The organism is Sphingobacterium ginsenosidimutans (genome assembly GCF_039536865.1).
GTDB lineage: Bacteria > Bacteroidota > Bacteroidia > Sphingobacteriales > Sphingobacteriaceae > Sphingobacterium > Sphingobacterium detergens.
In genome coordinates this window covers 405,967-424,182 of record NZ_BAAAZK010000007.1, presented here as the reverse complement: position 1 = coordinate 424,182, position 18,216 = coordinate 405,967, and the positions used below count along the sequence as shown (strand labels likewise).

Below are 18,216 nucleotides of genomic sequence, written 5' to 3'. Positions count from 1 at the left end.
CTACTTTATGTCTATGACAAATGCACAGGACCTAGATCCCTAAACCCGATTCAATTTGTAAGGAAAGACTTTGCCCGATGCCCATTGAGCAACATATAAATTTTCATCATCATCCACACATACATCGTGGGGATGAGCGAATATTTTATCTTGCTGTTGGATGAGCTGAAGTTTGCCATCTTTATAAATAGGTTCGGTTCCTCCAATATTACTAACTACTTTATTTTTTTTGCTTAGGATCGTTACGAAACCGGAATTCTCGACATTCATATTCGGAGAACGCAGAACAGCTGCATAAAGATTATCTCCTTTTATTACGGGTCTACAAACTCCTGCACCAGGTAAACTTATGATCTCGATTAGCTTACCCGTCGTATCAAACCGCTTAAAGCAGTTTCTGGCCCTATCTGTTACTAAAAGCGATTTCTTGCCATTTCGTTGGTCAAAACAAATTCCGTGTGCATTATCCAAAAAGGAATCACCTTCACCTCTACCTCCAAAATGATTTTTTAATTTACCATTACTATCATAGTGCAAAATATGCTGAGCGCCATATCCGTCGGCAATAAAGATGTCTCCGTTACTATCAATTGCAGTTTCTGTTGGTATAAATTCTTCTTTTTTACTATATAAGCCAATGCCCAACGGCGCATCGATAGTCAAAAGTATCTTACCGTTAAGGTCAACCTTGTAAACCTGGTGTCTCTCATTATCTGTAATATATAGAAATTCCGTCCCACTTTCATCATGAATGGTCAGGCCATGGCCACCTGGAAATTCATGCCCCCAACTTTCAAGAACCCGACCATCCTTATTAAAAATAATGATATTATTTTTGGTTTCATTGGTCAATAACAACAACCTTCCTTTTTTATCTTGCACCATTTCATGACAGTCTTTTACGGTCAGATTGGGTGAATGTTTTGTTGCCCAGCTTTTATCCAAGGTATATTTCATGTTATTGTGGCCATACTGCATTTCTTTGGGTCTTGCAAAAAGATCTTTCATGATGATAAGCCCCCCTGCCAGTAAACTGGATCTCTGGATAAATGTTTTTCTATTCATGTTTAAATGAGACTATAAATTACTTTAATACTATTTCATCAACAAAAAGCCATGGTGGGTTTCCTGTTCCAGCGAATCCTTCAGGAATTTTGGCATAATGCTTAGTTTTTAATCGGATAACACTTACTTTTAGATCTGGCAGATTACAAGTAACCATTCTCTTCTTTCTCATTTTATCTGCTTTTTCCAAATCTACTGTTACCTTATTCAACAACTTCATATTTGAAGTGTCTGCTCCACCCCAAACCTCTATGTAGTGAGGTGGGTAGATATGTTGGTTATACTCCTGTTTAATACTTAATGCAAGAAAATTCAATTTTATTGGAGTATCAAAGAATATACTCGCTGAAAGTTCATTTCCCTGGAATCCGAGCCATTTGCCGTCAGCATGATTATTCCCTCCGCTCTCAAGATCAAAAAAACTTTGTTCTTTCCTAGCTTTATATAGTCGGTTTGGTTTACTCTCTAAATTTACTTTGTTGGGTATAATAAACGCAGCATAAAATTCTTGGCTAACTTCATTACTGGGTAACCAGCCATCTTTAATTGCTTTGACGCGTAATCTCACATCTTTCTGAATTCGAATGGGTGATTTGTAAATTGATGCTGTAGTACTATCGGGGTTACTTCCATCCAACGTATACCGCAACTGTACGCCACTCACTGGGTGACTTAGCGATAGCAGCATTTCTTTTTGAAAGAAACTTCTTGCGGGACTAATTTTCGGAACTGTTAAGGCTAATTTCTGATGCTCATCAAATTTAATTCCTGCATCAACTCTCAACTTTGGAAAGGCTTTTCGGATTGCATCCAATTCATCCAGTTTTACCGCGGTATTCCAAACATAGGCTTTTCGAAGGTTTGGCATTTTTGCAAGTTTCTCCAAACCGCTTTTATTTACCTGAGTACCAATTAAGCTGATATTCTTTAAACTTGCAATAGCACTTAACGATTGAACATCCTCATTCGACAATTTTGTATTATTCAGATTCAAGGTGCCCAAGTTTTTAAATTTCCCTAAGGTTTGAATATCCTCTTTCTTTATGGGTATTCCGCTTAGGTTAAGAGAGACTACTTGTTCAGCAATCGGAAGGATTTCTGATAAAGATTGACTTTTAAAAAAATCCTTTCCATAAAAATTAACATCCAATGCCGGAGAGCCAGCATCTAAAGGATGAATAATTCGATAAGGTGTTATTAATTTTTTGATTTCATCTTCGTCCGCTGCCGCAAATTCATAATTTTGAGTTCCTTGAAATCCGTAAACGGATTTTGCAGATTGAACTAATGTATCTTGTTCGCTAAAGGTCGCTAGAGGCACATTAAATTTTCCTCCGCTTTTAACCCACGCTCTTAACAGCGCTATTTCATCAATGGTCAGCTGTGGTTTACCTTTAGGAGGCATACGATGTTGATTTTCGATATCCAACAACAAACGTTCAATCATCAAACTATTCATTGGGTTTCCAGCAATGAATAGCTTACCATTTTTTCCTCCCTTTAATATCGCTGTTGAATCAGACAAAATGAGACCGCCCTTAGGTTTGTTGGAGTTATGACAACCCATGCATTTGGCTTGGAAAATTGGTAGGACTGCATCTTCAAAAACCATTGCATTTTCGACATCAAGTGCTCTCGATTCCTTGCTAATTAGAGGACTGCTTATGAAATCTTCGCCATGAGTGAGTGCCGCACCAAAGTGTCCGACCATTAACAATAAAATCATGGTTATATTAATTCCAACAACAAAGACCGGGTGATAATCTTTATTTTTCCTGAACCTCAAATAACCCAGAAGCCCAAGTGAAAGTATTGAAAGAAGCACACCACCATATTTATGCCAGTCATAATTGCTCCCTTCAAATCCGCCCTCTTTCGAAAGCATCAGCCCCATAATTACAGTAATTGCCGTCAATAAAGAACTGATGAACAATAATATGTTGATAATAGATTGAATCGCTGGGACTTCCTTTTTCAATCTATTTCTAAACAAAAATATTAGCCAGGAAATAATTAGCAATACGATAGGAAAATGCAATAGTAAGGGATGCATCCTACCGATAACCTGAAGAAAAACAGGAACTTCTATTTTTTCTTCAAAGATTAAGAAGAACACAATAAAGCTATTTAAGCCAAGTAGAATATTGAAATGCGAATTTTTTAAAGTCATCTAACGTTTCTATTTAGGCGAGAATATCTTTGACAACGTTTCCAGCAACATCGGTAAGACGATATCGTCGACCAAGGTGTTTATAGGTTAATTTTTCGTGATCTATGCCCAATGTGTGGAGAATAGTAGCATGGAAGTCGTGCACATGAACAGGATTCTTCACGATATTGTAGCCCAATTCGTCGGTTTCTCCATAGACTATGCCTGGTTTGATCCCACCTCCAGCCATCCAGATACTGAAACAGCGCGGATGGTGATCTCGCCCATAATTATCCACGGTAAGCCCACCTTGGCAATAATTTGTTCTTCCAAATTCACCGCCCCAAATCACGAGCGTTTCATCCAGCAGACCTCGTTGTTTCAAATCGGTAATTAATGCGGCGGATGCTTGATCTACATCTTTTGCCTGTAGTGCCATTTCGTTTGGTAGTCCACCATGCTGGTCCCATCCCTGATGGTACAATTGTACAAATCGAACACCATTTTCAGATAATTTCCGAGCAAGCAAACAGTTGGCGGCATAGGTGCCTGGAACTAAACATTCTGCCCCATACATTTTGATAATATGATCCGGTTCTTTTGAAAGATCAGTTACCTCCGGAACAGAGGTCTGCATTCGATAAGCCATTTCATATTGTTGTACTTTAGCTGTAATTTCAGGATCACCGAAGGTTTCATATTGCATACCGTTGAGTTCAGCAAGCTTATCCAATAATTTTCTTCTGCTTATTTTATCTGTGCCTTCTGGGTTATTCAAATAAAGAACAGGATCTGGCCCTCCCATAAATTGAACCCCTTGATGAACTGAATCCAGAAATCCATTCGTCCATAGCTTGGAATATACGCCTTGACCATTTCCTTTTCCTTTGGAGACAAGTACGCAAAAGCCAGGTAGATTTTGATTTTCACTTCCTAATCCATAACTCAACCAGGCCCCCATACTCGCTCTACTGCCTTGCTGAGATCCGGTTTGAAAAAAAGTAATCGCCGGATCATGGTTAATAGCATCTGTATGCATTGATCTGATTATACATAAATCATCTACTACCTTGGCCATATATGGAAACAGACTACTCACCCATGCCCTGCTTTGCCCGTATTGAGCAAAATCAAAATACGAACCGACAAGGGGAAATTTCGCCTGACCAGCAGTCATCCCTGTAAGCCTTTGATTCCCACGAATAGAAGCCGGAAGGTCTTGTCCCATCATTTCTCTCAATCTTGGCTTATGATCGAATGACTCCAACTGAGAGACGCCTCCAGACTGAAAAAGGTAAATGACACGCTTTGCTTTGGGAGCAAAATGCGGCAAGGCCTTTTCAAATTCCTCCTGACTTCCGGGTTTTCCGGAGAAAAGATCAGGAATCAACAGCGCTCCCAATGCTACACTCCCAATACCAATACTTAAACTAGAAAGAAATTGTCTACGATTTTGAAATAACTGTGCTTCTCGCACTTCTTTTTCAAAATTGGAATCTAGCTTCTTTTTCATAACAATCAATTTAAAGTCTTCTTTACCTGTTCATTTACCCTTTAGTCAATGTTTCTTCCAAATTATATATGGCATGCACCACTGACATTAATGCTGCTAGCTTTTCCTTTGGAATACGATCGTCGAGCGGAGCCTCTCCAACACGAAGAAATGCTTTTGCATCATCTTTTCTTTTGCTGAAGCGATCTATTTCCTCGCTATAATATTGGTTCAGCAGCTTCAGTTCATTTTCTGTTGCATCGCGACATAATACGCGTTTAAAAGCTGTTTTTATATAATCGGATTGCGGCTTATTTGGGGCACTATTAATTAAGTGTGTTGAATACACTCGTGCAGCCTCCAATACTGCTGGATCATTCATCATAACCAAAGCTTGCAAAGGGGTATTTGTCCTTGTTCGTTGCACCTGACATGCATCCCGATTACTCGCATCAAAAATCAACATATTAGGTGGCGGTAAAGTCAGCTTAAAAAACACATACAATCCTCTCCTGTATAAGTCTTTGCCATGGTCCTGTACGTATTGGGCCAACGTGCCCCGCCCTGAGCTGCTAACCTCCCAGATGCCATCAGGCTGATAAGGTTTGATACTCGGCCCACCGATAGTCTTGTTTAACAGACCACTAGTCGCTAAAACTTGATCTCTAATCATCTGGGCAGGTAATCGCAAGCGTTTTGCCCGTGCCAGATAAATGTTATCCGGATCTTTTTCTAGGTGCTTGGTTGTAATTTGAGATGACTGTTTATAAGTTGCCGTACTGACCAATTGTTTGATTAATCTTTTTACATTCCATCCGTTTTTCTGGAAATCCAGCGCTAACCAATCCAATAATTCGGGGTGACTGGGCAGATCACCCTGGTTACCAAAATCAGCGACTGAAGCGACCAATCCACGACCAAAAATCATGGCCCAAATTTGATTGACAAACACACGCGAGGTAAGTGGATTTCTGTCACTAAATGTCCATTGTGCCAATCCTAAACGGTTTGAAACATATTTTTTGCTATCAAATGGTAGAATAGCTTCTGGTGTCTGCGGATATACCCGCTCTCCTGGGGCATCGTAAACACCTCTATCAAGAACATACGTTGGTCTGACGGTATCACGCTCGCCCATTACAGAGACAGACACCTCTGCGTCATCATCCAATTTGTTTATAAAGTTTAATATTCCTTTAACGTCCTCTTTTGTGACTGTCAATCGTGGTGTTTTCGAAGGCCCAGAGTTTACAAGTCCTTCTAGGCCTTTCTCCAAAGAGTTATTAAAAAAGGCATACATCCCATAATAATTTTTCTGGGTAAAGGGATCATATTTATGATCATGGCACTGCGCACACTCCATTGTAATTCCCAATATACCTTTTGCATAAGTGTTTGTTTTATCGAGTCCATAAGCAACTCGATATTCCTCATCAACAACACCACCTTCCTCAGTGATCTTATGATTCCGATTAAATGCTGTTGCTAAGAGTTGCTCTTTAGACGGATTAGGCAATAAATCTCCCGCTAATTGCCAAGTAACAAACTGGTCATAAGGCATGTTTTTATTGAAAGCATGAATAACCCAATCCCGCCATGGCCATTGTGTCCGGATATCATCATCTTGGTATCCATACGAGTCTGCGTACCGGGCAACATCCATCCAGTGAAGCGCCATTTGTTCGCCATATGCTTTAGACGCCATTAAATCATCTATCAGCCGATCGTAAGCCTTATTCGATTTATCATTAAGAAATCGCTCCATGACCTTTTCCTCAGGAGGCAAACCTGTTAGATCGAGGCTCACTCTACGCAATAAACGGTTTTTATCTGCCTCAGGATTAGGCTTAAAACCAGCCTTAACCATCTTGTCCAATACAAATCTATCAATTTCGCCATTTCCCCACTCTATCTCACTCGCTTTTGGCATTTCGGGCTTTACCGGAACAGTAAATGCCCAGTGTGGTTTATATACAGCACCTTGTTTGATCCATTGTTCAATAAGTTCGATTTCGAAATTAGTTAAGGGAAGATTAGCGGCAATCGGAGGCATACGAATCGACTCATCTTTTGTTGTAATTCTCAAAAAAGCTTCACTGATATGTGGTTTACCTGGAACAATCGCATGCTTATCAGGACTTTCCGATAATGCTTTATAGGCCCCTTCTTTAGTATCTAGGCGCAACCCTCCTTCCCTTGTATTGTTATCGGGACCGTGACACGCAAAACATTTATCAGAAAGAATAGGCTTGATGTGGTAATTATAATCCACAAACTTCGGTAAAACATTGGTGCCAGAACTTGAAGTTGAGGATTCTGAACTCGGGCTACACATCGTTAACAAAGAAATTATGATCGCTAAACTACCCAAAACTGAGATGATTACCCATGAGTTGTTTTTAGAAAAAAAAGATCTTCTAGTCATCATACTTTAGTTTAAATCTTAAGACACAAAACAAACAGCCGCTTGAATAATGTCTAATATGTGTTATCTATTTATATTGGTTATTATTAGTTTAATGGATTATTATACACATCTGATATTCCATTACCCTAATTCGTGTTTTTTTCTTTATTACTACCTGTGAATGGCCGTATATCGGAAACTATAAAACTTAATTTCAAGAACTTACTATATAAAAGTTACACTACTTAAGTGTTGAATTTGTAATTCATGCTATCGAATATTATAATAATATTGCTATAAAACATCTCCAATGCTTAATTATGGTATGAAATAGAACGTTTTTTATTTAAGTTTAGGCTAATATAAACATCCGCTACTATATATCCAAACAAATAAGTCTATATGTATACACATATAAGCTTGGTGATAAGCAAAGGATTTGGATTTTAACTAGCGAAGCCCCCCGCGAAACTATTGATCAGCGACCTCAGCTTTCTGGTCATTTAAAAGTGTTTGTTGTAGTTCCGGGGCATTTGGAGCAGATGTACCCCTCAGAGAGTTTCTTATGTGTTCTTTTGTCAACTCCATGCGATCGCATCACTGACTATATGGTGTATCTGAGTACCGATCTTACCATCTATCAGCACATCGGTGAAATTAGGCAGCGTGTATCATTGGACAGAAAACAATGCAAAGAATCGGAGGCATTGAAGAAATTACCAGATCTTAAAATCTGTTGGTTTTCTCAATATCTAGGGAGATTTATGATTCGTTACGCTGTATTTATTATCCGTTAAGACTTTACAATTATCTGTGACTAAACGAAATTGAATAAATCATTGAGATGATCGAAGTGATTACTTTAGTCTCATTTAGCCAGAGATATTCATAATTGTTTGTGATGTCTTCTTCCCTTACTCCGCATTTCGACTGTCAGTACTAGGGATTAAAAATCCGCCTCATCATGAATATGGGGGCGGATAAAGAAATTGTGAGCATTTTTCATATTTTCTTTAGTAGAGGCATTCCAAAACCTGCTGTGGATGGTGGGATCAGTTTGCCGTTCTGGATCTTGTAGCCTGAAAGATCAACGTCGTCCGACGTACTCGCTACCCCCTCTATTGTAACCGTATTGCCAAGCCCTCCTGCCAGATGTGCCGTATAGTAGGATTTAAGCAGCGAGCCCCATGCATGCGGTGAAGCCTGCGCACCCATTTTCTTCAATTGCGGCATCAATCTTCTCCAGTTCGTGAAGCCCAATCCCTCGATATCTGTAAGGTGCACATCCAATAGTTTCTTTTCAAAGAGTTCCTTGAGTAGCGCTGGATTGGGATCTGCTTCACCATCTGCCAACAAAGTATTTATTCCCGTGGCGTTGATGTAATTTCTCAGTTTTTGATAGTCGGCAACGGTTTCATGAAAGGGTTCTTCTATCCAAAATAAATTGACCAATGGAATACCCTTTAGATATTGGATGAATTGATCTACTGTAAAACCATTGTTCCCATCTACTAAAATGCCACAATTAGGGAAGGCTTTGGCCACGGCATTGGTTACCTCAATATCGCGCTGGAGTCCCTCCTTGAACGGCATCCATTTGTGTCCCCGCCCAATCTTTAGTTTAAATTGTCTATACCCTATTCCATAATCATATCTGCACTCTTCCAGAATCCGGTCTATACCCGCAGGCTTTTCAGATGGCTCCAAGTCATCGAAATAGATCATCCCACTATAATAGTCCGTGGTATACGGCTTCTCGCGGCCAAGTAGTTCATACACTGGTTTCTGCAAGATTACTCCCGCAAGGTCATGAAGGGCAATATCAAATGCGATGTGCCTATCATTCAAAATGCCCATATTGGAAGCAAAAAGTTCAGATACTTTTTTACCGATGAGTTCCTTTTCTATCTGCTTAGCATCTTTTCTGGATCCTCGTAAAGAAGCCCACCCCATAGCACCTTTGTCTGTTTTGATAACACAGATTTCCACATTGGGGCCATAGCCATGCAGATCCAGTCGAGCATTTTTCCCTACGAGGCGGGGATATTTCATTTGAACGGTTGAATATTTTATTTCCTGTATCCGGTGATACGAAAGTTCCTTCTCATGGAAGTTACTGTTCAAGATAGCTGTTAATGACATGGCATTTCCTACACCATGATATAATGCTGTGGATGCAATGCCTAAATTTAAGGCCTGTAAAAATGTTCTTCTTTTCATTTTTGATTTATTTTATTTTTATTTGATTCTAATTGATTTTTCCTTACTTATATTGCTAGCACTAGTCCTTATTGGCTCATCAAGCTTTCACAAAATATTGTTTGCGAGCAATTAGCGATTGAATTGCCTATTTTAAATCTTTATTGGTTATTCGATGTTTTCTCAATTATTATGAGGCATTATTTAAAGTTTTACAGTAGTTTTTGAAAAGTACATTAAAAACAAAAATTTAAGTAGCATTTCTGTTTCAATTTGTTGTCAAATTTTATCATTATAACACAAGTAATCAACCGATTAAACCTGTAATATCAACAGTTGTAACTATATGGATTTTGGTGTCAATATTGGGAACCAAGAGGAATAAAACTTCTGTTTAAGAACGTATCTAATATTGCATTTAATAGAACTTCTCTAAGAAATCGAGGTGAAGATATCTGGTCAGGAAATTTTCGGGTGCACAAAATTTAAAAGGAGATTAAAACTTGCCCTATGCTAAGAAGTAATAAAAAACTAAAACATAAATTCGAATGCATATTTAGGGGATTTAATTCCATAAGATATGAGGGCAATCAGCACAAATACCTGCTATAAATTAAAATGTAGGAGTTCTAATTGTCGAATGACTTTTTAGGGAAATTAAAAAGAACGATATGGAAAATTATAGTAATATCATAAAACTCAACTCATCTAATAGAAGTGTATTCAACGCCTTAAGCAATGATATTCCACGATGGTGGACAGAGATGTTTGAAGGTGTATCAGATCAAGAGGGGAAGTCTTTCACCATCCATTTCGGGGAACATGTATTCAAACAATTTAAAGTACATGAACTTACTCCTAACACAAAAGTGGTATGGTACGTAGAAGATTCTTTTTTAGATATTCCGGGATTAGAAAATAAAAGGGAATGGATTGGAACAACAATCATTTGGGAAATAGCCGAAAAGGACAATGGTGTAGAATTACACCTTACCCATATTGGTTTACATCCTGAAATTGAATGTTATCAGGTTTGCTCCGATGGATGGAAACAATTTACTGTCAGCCTAAAATCATTCATTGAAACAGGTATAGGTTTTCCTTTTATAAATCAAAAAGTAAAATAATTGAAGTAATACTAACTGTCTTCAATTTTCAGTTCTTATTTTACTGCGATCATCCGTTAGTTTTACCATATTATAACATAACTAAAAATATTTCTGCTGATAACAACACTGGCAATTATTGGATCGTAATCGTGAACTCTCTCTCCATAATGAAATTGGTAGTGATTACTCTTTTTAATGGATGAATAATATCGCAGGAATATTTTTAAATACCTTTCCAAAACATTTTACCTATCGAAATGTTACTCCAAAAAATATCAATATCATCCAAAAAAAGTAAATCGGTTGAATTTGTAAATAATAAAAAGACTAAAAAGATGGCTTATAATAGTGAACTTGTTAATCGGGTGCGTGAAAGACTTTCAATAGAAGAAAATATTGAAGTTGAGGAAAAGAAAATGTTCAGCGGATTATCGTTTCTTGTAAATGGGAAAATGTGTATTAATATTAGCCACGACAATCTAATGTGCCGTTATAGCGCTGAACTGGAGGATGAGGTTTCGGAAAAAAAGGGCTTTTTGCCAATGATTATGAAAGGAAAACAGCTCAAAGGGTATTGTTACGTAGAACCTCATGGTTTTCAAAAATCTGATGATTTTGAATACTGGATTAAAATATGTCTTGATTATAATCCGTCAGCAAAAGCTTCGAAAAAGAGCATTGAAGAATCTCGTTTTGAAAGAAAAGCAAAGTAGTTTATCTTGACTTTATGGCTTCGTGCTACCCATACGGCAGCTTCGTAATTAGCAGCATTAAGCTATTGAATTACTCCTAATTTCTAGGCACAAGTATAATTGAGCATATTTCTGGCAATTGATCGCCGCTAACTTCAGCTAATGAAAGCTTAAGTTTTACATTGTTTTCACCCATTAGTCGCTGGTCTATTTCTAAAACCATGATATCTGTTATACAAAATGGAGTGTACCAGTGCTTGTAATACTTACTATTATGGGGATTATTCTAATGCTTTACTTTGTTGATAGACGTTTGACCCGTCGTATTTTGATCTAATACACCCAGATCTTTCAATACCGACAGTGTGATCTCCTTCCTGCACTTGCCAAAAGATGACTGATTGTTTTTACGATCTTGTAGTAATCGGGTGGCAAAGAAATATACATTGTCTTTCGTTGTCAAGTAGCCAATCCACCAGCCAGTATTGATTCCATCTTGTCTAGTCCATCCTGTTTTAGACCGAATACTATAGCTCTGTTTTTGTTCGGTAAGCATGACTCGCTTTACAATAGCTACATTCCGTTTCGAAAAAGGAAGTGTGCCATCATATAGTTTCTTTAAAAAAGTGACTTGATTTATTGGTGATATCGCAAACTTACCATAATTCCAGAAATCTGGATCGGATTGGGAAAGATCTAGATTTCCGTAACGACATTTGGTCAGATAGCTCCTATATCTCTCCTTTCCTATCTTCTTTGATAATTCAACGAACGCCCATCCGGCCGAAACTTCAAAAGCTTCCTTTACTGACATATCATGATAGATACTTGGTCGGTAACCGTATTTTATTGTATCGGTCTTCCCTGGCCATTTCACGATTTCGTTCTCATCTTTAATAACTTCGGTTTCTAGAGCAATAAGCATATTGATTACCTTGAATGTTGAAGCAGGAAGAACTTCCCTCTTTGTTCCAATAGTATCTGACAGAATCCAGGTCTGTTTAGTGTTGTCGTAAATAGCAATTGAACCATCTACTTGACACTGATCAAAATATATCTTAAAGTCGGATCTCACGCATACTGAGTTCCCTATTTCCCCCCCCTTCGATTTAGAAATATCTTGTGGTTGGCTAAAAGCCAAAAAAGGTATAAGTCCGAAGATTGAGAGAATAAATCGCATCTGACCAAAAGTTATCATTATCTGTAATATTTTAAGCTGTCTTTTTCATCTGACTTCATTATGATAAATTTAAACACTTATATACTAGTCAAAAGCTCCATAATAATTGCGAAACCTCTTATCAAAATATTCTTTAGCGTATCTTTTAACTTCATCAGATGTAAATCAATTATACCCCCATCAAGATACAATATACATATCTTGCAGTGTTAATTGAATAATAAAACTGAAAAAAATAGTAAATTGGTATTAATCTAATAAAGACTTCATTTCAAGTAGGAATCGTTCATTATCAAAATTCTTTATAGACTTGAAGAACTTGTTTAGGGATTATAGAGGCTCTATTCTAGTTGCGGACGAACAAGTCCGACTTTTAAATATAGTGATCGAACAACGAAATAAGAAGAAGTATGAAAAATTTGAAGCTTAGACAAAAAAGGAAGTATAGGTTAAAATGAAGACTTATCGATTTCGTTTTAATAACAGCAGCAAAACCTCAGCGATTCTGATTTGGTTTTTTTCAACATTGTTGATGATTACTTTAACATGCATCACTTTACTCATACCTTCGGGACCATATTTTCCGACCTGGCTACTGTTGATCTTCCTTCCGTTAGTGTTAATTGCTATTTATAAGCTGTTTAGAACAGTGTCCGAAAGACAGTCGACAGACAGTGTTACACTAAATAAAGAAGGGTTTACTAGTGCCTGTTTCGGTTCAGTCTTATTTTCCAATATAAGCGCTATAAATATTCCCGTGCGAAGTATATCATTGCTTGGAGGGAAAAAGTACGATTATTACAAACAAACCGAGGTAGATACGCCCAATCTTGTAATTTCAATTACAACTGATGATAGCAAAATATTCCGTTGGGTTTTGAGCGAATGGGGCAGTTTTTACAACTCAAAGGAAGACTTTTTAGTTTTTTTTGACTTTCTCACAGCATTAACCGATCAGCTTTATCATTATTATCATGCTAACGAACCAACGAACAGCTATTTAAAAATTCTCGATGAAAATGGTGTTTGGGAAAGATCACGTAAATTAAAATTGATCAAGAAAACTCAGATATCGTAGTTATGGAAAAAGAAAAACAAGATTACATCATAAACCATTACCTACATTTGATGTCTCCAAAAGAAAAGCTTGCATATAAACATGCGCATTCACTTTCAAAGATAGATCAAAATGAGGATATTGAAAAAATAAAGAGAGTCTACTTTAAAGCTGGATGGCTAACCAAAGACGAAAATGCGTTAAGTTTATTGAATAATGGCCTAGAGAAATTTAATGAGGATACGGCAGCGCGTATAATACATGATCATGTTTCACAAATCTTTTTTAATTACTGCCCCAATTGTGGGAAATTGGCCAGGACACCAACAGCAAGACAATGCCGTTTCTGTTTCCATGATTGGCATTGAATTTATTAACTTTGATAAAAGCCAAAAATGAAAGTCCATATTATCAGTGACCTACATAGAGAGTTTGGATACAACAATATAGATCTGCGTGTAGCTGATGTTGTGATATTGGCGGGAGATACTGATGTGGGTGTAAAAGGTATCAGCTGGCTCAAATCGCTCTCTTTGAATATACCTATCATTTATGTGCTGGGCAATCATGAATACTATAAGGGGGCTTATCCTAAAACATTACATAAAATTAAAGATGTAGCAAGCAACTCAAATATTCACGTATTGGAAAATGAATCTTTGGAAATTGATAAAGTTTGTTTCCACGGCTGCACACTCTGGACTGATTTTTCCTTAAAAGGGAATCCCGCTGTATATGGATCGTTGTGCCAAAGTCGAATGAATGATTATAAAAAGATTAGGTTGGGTGACAGCTATGGCAAATTGAGAAGTATAGACACTTTTAGAATACACCAAACTTCAAAATTATGGCTGGCGGAAAGTCTTAGCCTCAGTGAATCCAAACATAATATTGTTGTAACGCATCATGCGCCAACAATACAATCTTTACCAAATAAATATTTAGATGATCCAATCAGCGCCGCATACGCTTCGGATATGGAAGATTTTATAGTAAAGCATCAACCCTCCTATTGGATTCATGGTCATATACATACACCTATACAGTATAAAATAGGTAACACTAAAATCATATGTAACCCGCATGGGTATATTGATGAGGCCTATAATGGTTTTAATAACAGCCTGATTATTGATATATGAACTAAAAAGTAGCAATACCTATGAAACAAACTCTTTTATGTTTCTATTCCTGATGACCTCTATTTTTGGGAAGTTCAGGTGATTGATCTTTATTGTATTCATCTATTTTTTGTGTTGCTGCCATGGAGACAACCAAATCATTTAGCATGGAGCTTGCAGCCGTCGGCGAGTTCGGAAGTAAAACCAAATTGCTCCTACTATTGGCTCCAATAGCATTCAGCGTGTCGTAATGTTGAGTAACCACGATTAAAGCTGAAGCTTCCTGAGCGTTGATATTAGCCGCATTGAGCATTTTCACAGATTCTTCTAATCCTCTTGCAATCTCTCTTCTCTGGTCTGCGATCCCTTGTCCTTGAAGCTTTTTAGATTCTGCTTCAGCTTTTGCAACAGCAACAATTCGGATTCTTTGGGCTTCGGATTCATATTCTGCAGCAGTTTTTTCACGTTCGGCAGCGTTGATTCTGTTCATAGCATGTTTTACCTGTTCATCAGGATCGATATCTGTCACTAAAGCTTTGATAATATCGTAACCATAACTTTGCATCGCTTCCTGCAATTCACTTTTTACGGCAATGGCAATATCATCTTTTCTTACAAAAACATCATCTAATTTTGTTTTTGGAACCTCAGCACGCACAACATCAAAAACATAAGACGTAATCTGATTTTCAGGATTTTCCAGACGATAATAAGCATCTCTTACATTCTCTCTAATCACCTGATACTGAACAGAAACTTTCATCTTTATAAAAACATTATCCAATGTTTTGGTGTCGATGATGACATCCAATTGCTTTATTCTAAGATTCAGACGTTTGGAGATTTGATCAAAAAACGGAATTTTTAAATGCAAACCGGCATGGCTTACTTTTAAAAATTTACCTAACCTTTCTACCACAGCTGCAGATTCTTGTTTTACAGTATAAAAGGAAGCAAATAGGGTAATAAGTCCGAAAAAGATTAGAATTCCTAAATATATCATATCCTTAAATTTATTATTGGTAATACACGAATTTACGTCTTTATATTGTCATTCTAGCAGCAATTCCTTTTATTTTATCTTTGTTACTTTTTTCAATTTTGTTCAGATTGACTGTACGATGATCTCCGAATGCAATATTCACTCGACAATAATTAATATCGGTTTTTATCAGAAAATTTAAAATCCTGTATTTTGGGTAAAGGTCGTATTAAAACTCTTTTTTTTCTTACTTTCGGTGCTTCGGCTGAACCTAATTTTTCATCGGATTCGGTTCGAACCCCCGTAATCAGGTTAAATTTTGTTTCCGTGAATATGGTGTTTTCGTCAACATAGCCCTTAGTTGTGTCGCTTGTGAGCTTATCAACATAAATCAATTCAAAATTGCCCTTGTTATATTTGAAGTGGTAAGTAATGTTTCCTCCCTTAATTTCACTCCACATTTTTAAAACTCCTTTTTCTATAAAGAAATTCGGAATTTGAAAGCCATTAAATTTGCCATGATTTTCAGTAGGAAATTGCGGTTCGATGATTTTATCGGACGATACCGCCAAAGTTAGCTTTCCATTAGGCTGAGACAGGAAAACTTGTAATCTCAACGGCCTTGTTTCATCAACAGTATCCATTTTCACAGTTATTTTATCCATTTTACCATCGTGATTTAAGTCCCCCTTTTCTTCTCTAACCTGATAAGTATAATTGTTTTTATTTTTAACCTTTTGAGAGAATGCAGTCATTGGGACTACAATTAAAAAGAATATAAGGTAAGGGTAAAAATTTTTATTAATTCTATTCATCTTGTTTGGTTTTGGCCTGCTTTTCGAGTTACCCTTATATCCCGTAAATGCATGTTCTTTTCATTAAATTTTCCCGATGCGCCAAGTGTTGTTTGTGTTTAATCAGTACGCCCCTTCAAGCTCTTTATAATCGGCCTCTCTACCCTGTTGGCGGTAGAGTTCTAAGAGTTTGTTGTACGAGTTAATTCCTCCTGATTTATGGTTGTATACGGCAGATTTCCAATATTTTTCGGCGTTTTTTAGATCGCCAAGCTCATAATAAGCTTCACCCAATATAGCCTTAACATAGACATTGTCCTTATTTTTTAGCAACACTTGGACTGCCTCGTCATATTTTTTCAATTTTACATAGGCACTTCCTAGCGCGTAAACCTGTGTAGTGTCCCCGGCTTCCACCATTGGTTTAAGATAGGTTATCACATCATTGTAAGATCCATCTCTTAGGCTGAAGTTAGCAAGGGTTTCTGTTGCTTTTTTATCCCCCTTCTCCGATGCCAATATGTAGTATTTTTTAGCTTTTTCGGGCTGGTGGGTATTACTGTACAATAATGCTAGTTTGCTGATTGCTTCTACACTACCCTCTTCGATGGCAAGTTGATAATGTTTGATTGCTTCCTCGGTTTTTCCATCATTATTAAGACGGTCAGCTTTGTCTTCATTAGAACTATTACATGAGGCAAATGCAATTAGTATTGCAATAGAAATTAAGTTCCATATTCCAAAAATTATATGCTTATTCATAGCTGTAAATAATATATTGAATTAAAAATAAGGATAAAGGATTTAAATATGTAAAGTTTATTTTTTGTTTACAGCTTGCAGGCCCTTTTAACTTATTATTGACATGATATAAATATAACTGAAAATCGAACAACTTAAAACTGTCCATAAATCTCTGTAAATGGTTGTTCCTATCGTACTTCAATTTCCACATTATTAGATCAGCAATAAAATTGCTTAGAATCTGATAATTTGCTATTTTTCTCCTATTACCCGTTCGCATATTGCTAATCATAAGTCCTGAAAGAAATCTAAAAATATATTGTGATTATATCCTAGTTTAGTAACAAATATAAACCCATGGAAGAAACTAATTTTTACACAGATATTATTGAAAGCATCAAACTTATTTTTTCCTTCTTGCAAAAAAAATATGGTTTCTCGGATTTTGAAGAACGCCAAATTACTTATGAAATGCATTATGAGGCTCATAAAGATGATATAATGATTGATATTTGGTTTGAAGCAATTGTATCTACCCCAATTTGGGCAAAAATAAACAACTATTACATTGATAATCTCGAGCTTGAAAATGAAAACATAAAAAGGTACAATTACTAAAAAGGTATTCTTCTGTATTAGAAGGTAATTTTGAACTACTGGAAGCTAATACGCAATTACTTATCGCTGCTAATAAAAAAGAGACAGACGCCCTTCGAATAGAAAAAGGCACTTACACAATTGAGTTTCAATTATTTTCGAAAGATGACTACGATATGTATGTAGAATTTGACTCTTTGCAAGATGCAAAAAGATATATATCAGAAGATGATACTATAAAAGTTTACAGAATATTGGATTGCTATATGAATGAAATAAATTGGAATGCAGAGTAGCGAAGCCAATTGATTCAAATCACATGAGTATCATCTTCTCAAAAGCTTATGTGATAAGATCTTTTTCTTCTTGTTGCTTGTCAACTGGACGATTGTTAAGATAGTCTTTCCATGGAAAAGCACGCTAATTAACTAATGTTACAGTTGTCAATTGTACTTTTGTCAGGATGTATTCAAATACCTAATGCTACTAGCCCATTCTCATCAACATTGTTTTTAATCTTCTTTCCAGCCTAGTATTTCCAACACAATCTACTGGACGGAGATTATCCAAAGCGGTTATTTTTCTTTCAACCCATGCTAAGGCCGTATCCCCAATTATTCCTACTATA

The 18,216-nt window shown here is 36.8% G+C and carries 16 protein-coding genes; 7 read left to right on the top strand and 9 right to left on the bottom strand.

Annotation, left to right across the window (positions count from 1 at the left end; translation table 11 throughout):
• Nucleotides 1–39 precede the first annotated feature (39 nt).
• The 4 genes from ABFX33_RS14105 to ABFX33_RS14090 are packed head-to-tail and all read right to left on the bottom strand — an operon-like array spanning nucleotide 40 to nucleotide 7,134.
• On the bottom strand, nucleotides 40–1,065 hold the full coding sequence (locus ABFX33_RS14105) for an NHL repeat-containing protein (RefSeq protein WP_346086523.1): 1,026 nt from the start codon (nucleotides 1,063–1,065) through the stop codon (nucleotides 40–42).
• Between the two features lie 19 nt (nucleotides 1,066–1,084).
• Nucleotides 1,085–3,235, bottom strand: coding sequence for a c-type cytochrome domain-containing protein (locus ABFX33_RS14100; protein ID WP_346086522.1), 2,151 nt, complete (start codon nucleotides 3,233–3,235; stop codon nucleotides 1,085–1,087).
• 13 nt (nucleotides 3,236–3,248) lie between these two features.
• Nucleotides 3,249–4,727 carry a DUF1501 domain-containing protein gene (locus ABFX33_RS14095; protein WP_346086521.1) on the bottom strand — a complete coding sequence of 493 codons (1,479 nt, stop codon included), beginning with the start codon at nucleotides 4,725–4,727 and terminating at the stop codon, nucleotides 3,249–3,251.
• Between the two features lie 34 nt (nucleotides 4,728–4,761).
• Nucleotides 4,762–7,134 (bottom strand): PSD1 and planctomycete cytochrome C domain-containing protein, encoded by a 2,373-nt coding sequence (locus ABFX33_RS14090; RefSeq protein WP_346086520.1) that lies wholly within the window; start codon nucleotides 7,132–7,134, stop codon nucleotides 4,762–4,764.
• Between the two features lie 488 nt (nucleotides 7,135–7,622).
• On the opposite strand from ABFX33_RS14090, the gene ABFX33_RS14085 reads away from it, so the two are divergent.
• Nucleotides 7,623–7,910 carry a hypothetical protein gene (locus tag ABFX33_RS14085; protein ID WP_346086519.1) on the top strand — a complete coding sequence of 96 codons (288 nt, stop codon included), beginning with the start codon at nucleotides 7,623–7,625 and terminating at the stop codon, nucleotides 7,908–7,910.
• Nucleotides 7,911–8,115: 205 nt separating this feature from the next.
• Here ABFX33_RS14085 and ABFX33_RS14080 read toward each other — a convergent pair whose 3' ends face one another.
• A complete protein-coding gene (locus tag ABFX33_RS14080) occupies nucleotides 8,116–9,333 on the bottom strand; it encodes an enolase C-terminal domain-like protein (RefSeq protein ID WP_346086518.1) in 1,218 nt (405 codons plus the stop codon).
• Nucleotides 9,334–9,983: 650 nt separating this feature from the next.
• Between ABFX33_RS14080 and ABFX33_RS14075 the strand changes: the two genes are divergently transcribed.
• Complete coding sequence (locus tag ABFX33_RS14075) at nucleotides 9,984–10,439, top strand: SRPBCC family protein (protein ID WP_346086517.1); 456 nt, start codon at nucleotides 9,984–9,986, stop codon at nucleotides 10,437–10,439.
• Between the two features lie 239 nt (nucleotides 10,440–10,678).
• A complete protein-coding gene (locus ABFX33_RS14070) occupies nucleotides 10,679–11,134 on the top strand; it encodes a TfoX/Sxy family protein (RefSeq protein ID WP_346086516.1) in 456 nt (151 codons plus the stop codon).
• 265 nt (nucleotides 11,135–11,399) lie between these two features.
• Here ABFX33_RS14070 and ABFX33_RS14065 read toward each other — a convergent pair whose 3' ends face one another.
• Complete coding sequence (locus tag ABFX33_RS14065; protein ID WP_428835648.1) at nucleotides 11,400–12,311, bottom strand: penicillin-binding transpeptidase domain-containing protein; 912 nt, start codon at nucleotides 12,309–12,311, stop codon at nucleotides 11,400–11,402.
• A 514-nt stretch (nucleotides 12,312–12,825) separates the two neighbouring features.
• Between ABFX33_RS14065 and ABFX33_RS14060 the strand changes: the two genes are divergently transcribed.
• Genes ABFX33_RS14060 through ABFX33_RS14050 form a run of 3 tightly spaced genes read left to right on the top strand, consistent with a single transcriptional unit; the run spans nucleotide 12,826 to nucleotide 14,492 of the window.
• The gene (locus ABFX33_RS14060; protein ID WP_346086514.1) at nucleotides 12,826–13,371 is read left to right on the top strand and encodes a hypothetical protein; all 546 of its coding nucleotides are present in this window, start codon (nucleotides 12,826–12,828) and stop codon (nucleotides 13,369–13,371) included.
• Nucleotides 13,372–13,373: 2 nt separating this feature from the next.
• Nucleotides 13,374–13,718, top strand: coding sequence for a hypothetical protein (locus ABFX33_RS14055; RefSeq protein WP_257090309.1), 345 nt, complete (start codon nucleotides 13,374–13,376; stop codon nucleotides 13,716–13,718).
• Between the two features lie 27 nt (nucleotides 13,719–13,745).
• Complete coding sequence (locus ABFX33_RS14050; protein ID WP_346086513.1) at nucleotides 13,746–14,492, top strand: metallophosphoesterase; 747 nt, start codon at nucleotides 13,746–13,748, stop codon at nucleotides 14,490–14,492.
• A 43-nt stretch (nucleotides 14,493–14,535) separates the two neighbouring features.
• Here the strand turns inward: ABFX33_RS14050 and ABFX33_RS14045 are convergent, their stop codons facing one another.
• From ABFX33_RS14045 to ABFX33_RS14035, 3 genes are all read right to left on the bottom strand, one after another.
• Nucleotides 14,536–15,474, bottom strand: coding sequence for an SPFH domain-containing protein (locus ABFX33_RS14045; RefSeq protein WP_257090305.1), 939 nt, complete (start codon nucleotides 15,472–15,474; stop codon nucleotides 14,536–14,538).
• A 152-nt stretch (nucleotides 15,475–15,626) separates the two neighbouring features.
• Complete coding sequence (locus tag ABFX33_RS14040) at nucleotides 15,627–16,268, bottom strand: hypothetical protein (protein ID WP_346086512.1); 642 nt, start codon at nucleotides 16,266–16,268, stop codon at nucleotides 15,627–15,629.
• A 102-nt stretch (nucleotides 16,269–16,370) separates the two neighbouring features.
• On the bottom strand, nucleotides 16,371–17,009 hold the full coding sequence (locus tag ABFX33_RS14035; RefSeq protein ID WP_346086511.1) for a tetratricopeptide repeat protein: 639 nt from the start codon (nucleotides 17,007–17,009) through the stop codon (nucleotides 16,371–16,373).
• A gap of 339 nt (nucleotides 17,010–17,348) precedes the next feature.
• Here ABFX33_RS14035 and ABFX33_RS14030 point away from each other — a divergent pair, with 339 nt between their 5' ends.
• Entirely contained in the window at nucleotides 17,349–17,609 is a 261-nt protein-coding gene (locus tag ABFX33_RS14030) for a hypothetical protein (RefSeq protein WP_346086510.1), read from the top strand.
• The last annotated feature ends 607 nt before the right edge of the window (nucleotides 17,610–18,216 follow it).

Coding starts and splice junctions, on each gene's coding strand:
- ABFX33_RS14070 (WP_346086516.1), top strand. CDS start 10,679: ATGTTACTCCAAAAAATATCAATATCATCCAAAAAAAGTAAATCGGTT.
- ABFX33_RS14100 (WP_346086522.1), bottom strand. CDS start 3,235: ATGACTTTAAAAAATTCGCATTTCAATATTCTACTTGGCTTAAATAGC.
- ABFX33_RS14095 (WP_346086521.1), bottom strand. CDS start 4,727: ATGAAAAAGAAGCTAGATTCCAATTTTGAAAAAGAAGTGCGAGAAGCA.
- ABFX33_RS14090 (WP_346086520.1), bottom strand. CDS start 7,134: ATGATGACTAGAAGATCTTTTTTTTCTAAAAACAACTCATGGGTAATC.
- ABFX33_RS14055 (WP_257090309.1), top strand. CDS start 13,374: ATGGAAAAAGAAAAACAAGATTACATCATAAACCATTACCTACATTTG.
- ABFX33_RS14035 (WP_346086511.1), bottom strand. CDS start 17,009: ATGAATAAGCATATAATTTTTGGAATATGGAACTTAATTTCTATTGCA.
- ABFX33_RS14080 (WP_346086518.1), bottom strand. CDS start 9,333: ATGAAAAGAAGAACATTTTTACAGGCCTTAAATTTAGGCATTGCATCC.
- ABFX33_RS14030 (WP_346086510.1), top strand. CDS start 17,349: ATGGAAGAAACTAATTTTTACACAGATATTATTGAAAGCATCAAACTT.
- ABFX33_RS14060 (WP_346086514.1), top strand. CDS start 12,826: ATGATTACTTTAACATGCATCACTTTACTCATACCTTCGGGACCATAT.
- ABFX33_RS14050 (WP_346086513.1), top strand. CDS start 13,746: ATGAAAGTCCATATTATCAGTGACCTACATAGAGAGTTTGGATACAAC.
- ABFX33_RS14045 (WP_257090305.1), bottom strand. CDS start 15,474: ATGATATATTTAGGAATTCTAATCTTTTTCGGACTTATTACCCTATTT.
- ABFX33_RS14075 (WP_346086517.1), top strand. CDS start 9,984: ATGGAAAATTATAGTAATATCATAAAACTCAACTCATCTAATAGAAGT.
- ABFX33_RS14065 (WP_428835648.1), bottom strand. CDS start 12,311: ATGATAACTTTTGGTCAGATGCGATTTATTCTCTCAATCTTCGGACTT.
- ABFX33_RS14105 (WP_346086523.1), bottom strand. CDS start 1,065: ATGAATAGAAAAACATTTATCCAGAGATCCAGTTTACTGGCAGGGGGG.
- ABFX33_RS14040 (WP_346086512.1), bottom strand. CDS start 16,268: ATGAATAGAATTAATAAAAATTTTTACCCTTACCTTATATTCTTTTTA.